The sequence below is a fragment of the uncultured Ferrimonas sp. genome, from assembly GCF_947489035.1.
Lineage (GTDB): Bacteria > Pseudomonadota > Gammaproteobacteria > Enterobacterales > Shewanellaceae > Ferrimonas.
In genome coordinates this window covers 1-6,390 of the sequence record NZ_CANLCI010000050.1, presented here as the reverse complement: position 1 = coordinate 6,390, position 6,390 = coordinate 1, and the positions used below count along the sequence as shown (strand labels likewise).

General features: G+C 51.7%; 7 protein-coding genes. 4 read left to right on the top strand and 3 right to left on the bottom strand.

Annotated features, from left to right (window positions below):
• Nucleotides 1-232 (top strand): hypothetical protein (locus tag Q0796_RS17920; protein ID WP_298445827.1); only part of this gene is annotated, 232 nt, incomplete at its 5' end.
• A gap of 77 nt (nucleotides 233-309) precedes the next feature.
• Here Q0796_RS17920 and Q0796_RS17915 read toward each other — a convergent pair.
• The gene (locus Q0796_RS17915; protein ID WP_298445825.1) at nucleotides 310-531 is read right to left on the bottom strand and encodes a DUF3820 family protein; all 222 of its coding nucleotides are present in this window, start codon (nucleotides 529-531) and stop codon (nucleotides 310-312) included.
• Nucleotides 532-574: 43 nt separating this feature from the next.
• Here Q0796_RS17915 and Q0796_RS17910 point away from each other — a divergent pair, with 43 nt between their 5' ends.
• Genes Q0796_RS17910 through rrtA form a run of 3 tightly spaced genes read left to right on the top strand, consistent with a single transcriptional unit; the run spans nucleotide 575 to nucleotide 2,966 of the window.
• Nucleotides 575-1,636 carry a PLP-dependent cysteine synthase family protein gene (locus Q0796_RS17910; RefSeq protein ID WP_298445822.1) on the top strand — a complete coding sequence of 354 codons (1,062 nt, stop codon included), beginning with the start codon at nucleotides 575-577 and terminating at the stop codon, nucleotides 1,634-1,636.
• Between the two features lie 3 nt (nucleotides 1,637-1,639).
• A complete protein-coding gene (queC, locus tag Q0796_RS17905) occupies nucleotides 1,640-2,356 on the top strand; it encodes a 7-cyano-7-deazaguanine synthase QueC (protein WP_298445819.1) in 717 nt (238 codons plus the stop codon).
• Nucleotides 2,349-2,966 carry a rhombosortase gene (rrtA, locus tag Q0796_RS17900; RefSeq protein ID WP_298445816.1) on the top strand — a complete coding sequence of 206 codons (618 nt, stop codon included), beginning with the start codon at nucleotides 2,349-2,351 and terminating at the stop codon, nucleotides 2,964-2,966. Before queC ends, rrtA begins: the two co-directional genes overlap by 8 nt.
• A gap of 13 nt (nucleotides 2,967-2,979) precedes the next feature.
• On the opposite strand, the gene Q0796_RS17895 is transcribed toward rrtA, so the two are convergent.
• Nucleotides 2,980-3,375 carry a hypothetical protein gene (locus Q0796_RS17895; protein WP_298445811.1) on the bottom strand — a complete coding sequence of 132 codons (396 nt, stop codon included), beginning with the start codon at nucleotides 3,373-3,375 and terminating at the stop codon, nucleotides 2,980-2,982.
• Nucleotides 3,376-3,444: 69 nt separating this feature from the next.
• Complete coding sequence (gene uvrB / locus Q0796_RS17890; protein ID WP_298445808.1) at nucleotides 3,445-5,451, bottom strand: excinuclease ABC subunit UvrB; 2,007 nt, start codon at nucleotides 5,449-5,451, stop codon at nucleotides 3,445-3,447.
• Nucleotides 5,452-6,390 lie beyond the last annotated feature (939 nt).

Sequence of the window (6,390 nt, the reverse complement as noted above, 5' to 3'; positions counted from 1 at the left end):
TCCCGAGTGGCCAAAGGGACCAGATTGTAAATCTGATGGCACTGCCTTCGATGGTTCGAATCCGTCTCCCTCCACCATCTTTTATAAAAAAACGCCATCCATCGGATGGCGTTTTTTTATGTCTGCTTTTCCTTGTGCCTTTACCGCAACATCGGTTTCTGGCACGGCAATCCGCATGGTCGCTGCGACAGCGTGGTTACACTGTCGCAGTGGTTTTAGCCACTGTGGCTAAAACCCACTTAAGCTCAGTCAAACTCTTAGTTAAAGACTCAGTTAACGACTCACTAAAACCATCACTGAAACTCGCACTCAATCTCTGCCGTCACGGCGTAAAGGTTGCAGCAATCCGCTTAAACCGTTGTGTTTGATCTCCAGCATCAGTGCCATCTTTGGCCCTAATGGTGGCGCGGGCCAGCCCTTGTTTTGCATCCAAACGTAATAGGCAATCGGCACATCGGTTAAATACCGTCCAGCGTATTTGCCAAACGGCATTTTTTCATTTGCTAATTGTTTTAACAGTTCAGGATCCATTGTGTACCATCTGCGCACGCACAAGCATATATAGGGACGCATTATGACACGCAGCTGGGTAAATTGGGCCATCAGCCAGATTGAATCGGATTTTCAACGCAGTGCAGATACCCATCTGATCAAACTGGATTTACCGGTATTGACCAACATCGACATCTATTTGAAAGATGAAAGCACCCACCCCACCGGCAGCTTAAAACACCGCTTAGCCCGCTCGCTGTTCTTGTATGGCCTCAGTAATGGTTGGATCAAAGAGGGCTGCCCCGTTATTGAATCCTCATCCGGCTCTACCGCCATCTCAGAAGCGTATTTTGCTCGATTGCTGGGGCTAGAGTTTATTGCGGTGATCCCCAAAAGCACCGCGCAGCGTAAAATCGATCAAATTGAATTTTACGGTGGTCGCTGCCACTTAGTGGAGCCGGCCAACATCTACATTGAAAGTGAACGCTTAGCCAAAGAACTTGGCGGCCATTACATGGATCAGTTCACCTATGCCGAGCGCGCCACCGATTGGCGAGGCAACAACAACATCGCCGAATCCATTTTTCAGCAGATGTCGCGCGAACGCTACCCAGAGCCCCACCACATTGTGATGAGCCCAGGCACCGGCGGCACCTCGGCCACCATTGGCCGTTACTTGCGTTATCAACGTAAGCAAACCCAGCTGTGCGTGGTTGATCCCGACAATTCGGTCTTTTTCGATTACTACCAGCAGCGCGATCCCGCCCTAACCACCAGCGCCTGCTCCTGCATCGAAGGCATTGGTCGCCCGCGGGTAGAGCCATCCTTTATTGCGGATGTGGTGGATCAGATGATGCAGGTGCCGGATCCCGCCTCTATCGCCACCATGTTGTGGTTAGAGCAGATCTTAGGGCGAAAAATCGGCGCCAGCACCGGCACCAACCTCTATGGTGTTGTCAAATTAGCCAGTCAAATGCACACCAATGGCGAAAGCGGTTCGTTAGTGACACTATTATGCGATTCTGGCGAGCGTTACCTCGACAGCTACTATAACCCTGACTGGGTGGCAGAGCAGATAGGCGACATTCGCCCCTATCAAGCGCAATTACAGCGCTTCGCTCAAACCGGTCAACTTGACGGATAACCCATGACACACAAAACCAAAGCCGTAGTGGTATTTAGCGGCGGCCAAGACTCCACCACCTGCTTAGTGCAAGCGATTAAGCAATTTGATGAAGTGCACGCCATCACCTTCGATTATGGCCAGCGCCACAGCGAAGAGATTGACGTGGCCCAACGGCTTACCAAGCAGTTAGGGATCGCCGCCCACAAGGTATTAGACGTGGGCATGTTGAACGAGTTGGCCGTGAGCGCCCTAACCCGTGACAGCATTCCAGTTGATAATGAACTGATGGATAACGGCCTGCCCAACACCTTTGTGCCGGGCCGCAACATTCTGTTCTTAACCTTGGCGGGGATCTACGCCTACCAAATTGGCGCAGAGACGGTGATCACCGGCGTATGTGAGACCGATTATTCCGGCTACCCCGATTGCCGCAACAGTTTTGTGCAAAGCTTGCAGCAGGCGCTCGAACTGGGCATGGATCGGCCACTGACATTAAGCACCCCGCTGATGTGGTTGGATAAAGCGGAAACTTGGGCGTTAGCGGATCAATACCACGCGCTAGAACTGGTGCGCGATCAAACCCTCACTTGCTATAACGGTCAGCTTGGCAGCGGTTGCGGCACCTGCCCTGCCTGTATTTTGCGCGCCAATGGCCTGCAGCAATATCTAGACAATCGCGACCAAGTTCAGGCGCAACTGCAACAAAAGCAAGCAAACGGCGAGTGCCAGCTTGATTAACGCCTACTCGCGGCCAACCTTAGGGCAACTCAGCCTGCCGCTAACACTGACGTTAGCGGCGTTGTTGTTGGCCTTACTGCCAGAAAGCAAGCCGCTGCTGGATTGGTCTCGCACCGATCTGGCCGCGGGGCAATGGTGGCGACTGTTCAGTGGCCACTTGCTGCATTCAAACAGTGCCCATTTATGGATGAACCTAGGGGGGTTGTGGCTGCTTTTTGGTTTGCATCAACCCCATTACCAACCCAAACGGATCTGGCCGATTAGCCTGTTAATGATGCTGTTCATTAGCGCGGGGATCTATTGGGGGGTAACAGACACGTGGCGTTACGTTGGCCTTAGCGCCCTACTGCACGGGCTGTTTACCTTTGGGGCACTTCACGACATTCAGCGGGGTTGGGCTACTGGCTGGTGGTTGCTGTTGGGGGTGATTGCCAAGGTGGCGTGGGAAAATATCTACGGCGCCAGCGAACAAACCGCCACCTTGATTAACGCAACGGTGGCGGTTGAGTCGCACCTGCTTGGGGTGGTTGCCGCCCTGGCATTGGTTGGCTTGCCGATGTGGTTATCGGCGCTGCTATCAAAACAACGCTCTAAGCCCACTCAGCAATAACAGAGCGGGCGACTTACCAACGCACGGCGTAACTGCCGCCGCCGTTAGCGGTAATAAAGCTTTGCCCCATTAACCGCATCGCCTGTTCATAGTTGCCCTCGCTGGCGGCTAAGTATTGCTGCTGAGCCAACACCTGCCCATGAATCGCCCCCGCTGCGGTCGGAAAATCCCGCAGTAACACGTTAATATCGAGTTCTGTGGGTGCCTGTGCTAACGGGTGAAAACGGTCTCGGTCGACATAAACTAAGCCGTTATTCTTCGCAACGCCCTCGGCAAAGGTCGCGCTGCGATAACTGGCCAATTGCGCACCACTTGGCTGAGCAATTGGCGGCGGTGAAAGCAGAACCACCACGGCGATCAATACCAGCAACGCCCCCACAAATGCCCAACGATGTTGTTGTATAGTCATGCGGCCTCCCACACTGATTCATCACCTATCAGTATGGCTCACCCCGCCCAATTGTGCTGGTTCGCCCCTTTAGCCAGCTACCAGTTGTTGGCGCAGATTGCCAATTTCATCACGCAACCTGGCCGCCTGTTCAAACTCCAGATCTTGCGCGTGTTGCAGCATCTGTTTCTCCAAGGCGGCGATCTCTTGCCCCAACTGCTTCGGTGTTTTGGGTTGATAACGCGCTTTGGGCTCAGCGGCGTGGGGCATTGGCGCTTTCGCTTTCTTGCTGCCACTGCCTAAATCCATCACATCGTTTACTTTCTTCACCAAGTTCTTAGGCACAATCCCATGTTCGAGGTTGAACGCATGCTGCTTTTCTCTGCGTCGTTCGGTTTCATCAATGGCACGACGCATCGAACCGGTGATCTTATCCCCATACAAAATGGCTTTGCCTTTGGTGTTACGGGCCGCACGCCCAATGGTCTGGATAAGTGACCGTTCTGAACGCAAGAACCCCTCTTTATCCGCATCTAAAATGGCCACCAGCGACACTTCCGGCATATCCAAGCCTTCACGCAATAAGTTGATCCCCACCAGCACATCAAACACCCCAAGACGCAGATCTCGGATGATCTCACTGCGCTCAACGGTTTCGATGTCAGAGTGCAGATAGCGCACCTTTACCCCATGTTCATCCAGATACTCGGTTAAATCTTCAGACATTCGCTTGGTTAAGGTGGTTACCAGTACCCGCTCTTGCACCGCAACTCGGGCGTGGATCTCCGATAACAGATCGTCCACCTGAGTGGCCACCGGACGCACTTCAATCTCGGGATCCAGCAATCCGGTTGGCCGCACCACCTGCTCAACCACATCGTCTCCCGATTGCTCTAGTTCGTACTTAGCCGGGGTTGCCGATACGTAGATGGTTTGCGGCGCAATCGATTCAAACTCATCGAACTTCAATGGCCGGTTGTCCATTGCCGACGGCAACCGGAAGCCAAACTCCACCAAGGTTTCTTTGCGGCTGCGATCGCCTTTATACATGGCACCGATTTGCGGCACGGAAACGTGGGATTCATCGAGGATCAGCAGGCCATCGTCAGGCAAGTAATCCAGCAAGGTTGGCGGCGGCTCGCCCGGGGCTCGGCCAGACAAGTAGCGTGAGTAGTTTTCAATGCCGGAGCAATAGCCCAGCTCCTGCATCATTTCAGTATCAAACTGACAGCGTTCTTTGATCCGCTGGGCTTCAATCAACTTATTGTTGTCGAGCAGAAACTGATGCCGCAGCGCCATCTCTGCTTTGATCTTATCAATGGAAGCAACAATGGTTTCCCGCGGGGTTACGTAGTGGGTTTTAGGGTAAATCGTGTAGCGCGCCACCGTGCGTTCAATCGCACCGGTTAAGGGATCAAACACACTGATCCGCTCCACCTCTTCATCAAACAACTCTAAGCGCACCGCGTCTTTTTCAGAATCGGCAGGGAAGATGTCAATCACTTCACCGCGCACCCGAAACGTACCGCGATCAAACGCCATATCGTTACGACTGTATTGCAGCTCGGCCAGCCGCTTTAAGATATCACGCTGATTCATGATGTCGCCCACTCGCAGGTGCAACAACATCGCCATATAAGATTTCGGATCGCCAAGGCCGTAAATGGCCGACACCGATGCCACTAGGATCACGTCCCGTCGCTCCATCAATGCCTTGGTGGCTGAGAGCCGCATTTGCTCAATATGGGCATTTACCGAGGCATCCTTTTCAATAAAGGTGTCAGTGGTGGGCACATAGGCTTCGGGCTGGTAGTAGTCGTAGTAAGAAACAAAGTATTCAACGGCATTATTAGGAAAGAACTCGGTCATCTCACCATACAACTGTGCCGCTAGGGTTTTATTGTGCGCCATAATGATGGTTGGCCGTTGCAACTGTGCAATCACATTCGCCACAGTGAAGGTTTTCCCCGAACCGGTTACCCCCAATAAGGTTTGGTGCGCTAAACCCGCCTCTAAACCATCAACCAGTTTCTCAATGGCTTGAGGTTGATCCCCCGCCGGTTTAAACCGTGATTCCAATGTAAAGCTGCGACTCATAAACCCTCATTCCCAGTTACCACATGCCGATGACGCAATTTCGTCAACCAAACCGCTATTTTAGCAGCCTTTGTAAGTCGGTTTTAGCCACTAATCCGCGCAAAACCTGTAATCGCTGACGCACAACAGCAGGCCAACTGCTGTTTGAACAAGCCCTTGAACCCAGCACCAGCAAACGCGGTTAAGCCCCTACCGTTGTTTGTATGAGCAATTGCCGCATGTACAAGATCATTATTTTGTCAAATATCCCGCTAACAGCGAATGCCACCAAACCAGTTAGCCCCAATCCAACAAACTTAATACACAGGCTTAACATTTAACCCAATCCATAATTTTTTTCGTAAAGGAAAAATTAAGGCTTAACCACCAATGAACTTAAGTTGTTGTTTATAAACAAATAAACACTTATGCACAGAAACCACTCAATCCAAGCAAAACCCAGTAACGGTGCGGGTTTGAAAGCAGCCAAAGCAGTTAATCAACACAGTTATCCACAAAAACAGTGGATAACGCCCGTAAGAGCCCGAAGTGATTGGGTTGTTGAAAGTCAACCATAAAATAAAACATTACTGCACTGCAGAGATCGCAACTGAACCAACCTTAACTCAACCAGTTAGACCCATTACTATTAGCGGCATGCACATATTGCCGTACCGATTTTAACCAACTTTTGTTTTGTTTTCGGCCATTTGGCGACAAGCTGAGCAAACGAGTGCTGAAAAGCCAATTTTTCTCGACTCAGTGTTGACTCATTTCGGGGTGGCCTTTACTATGCGCTCCGTCTTCAGGGCACGGCGTAACAAACAAGGTTTACCCCTTAACGCCAGAGGTTATAGAATACTTCACTGGCCTAAGACCAATTCTCGGAAGCGAGGCTAAACACTAATCCGGACGCGGGATGGAGCAGTCTGGTAGCTCGTCGGGCTCATAACCCGAAGG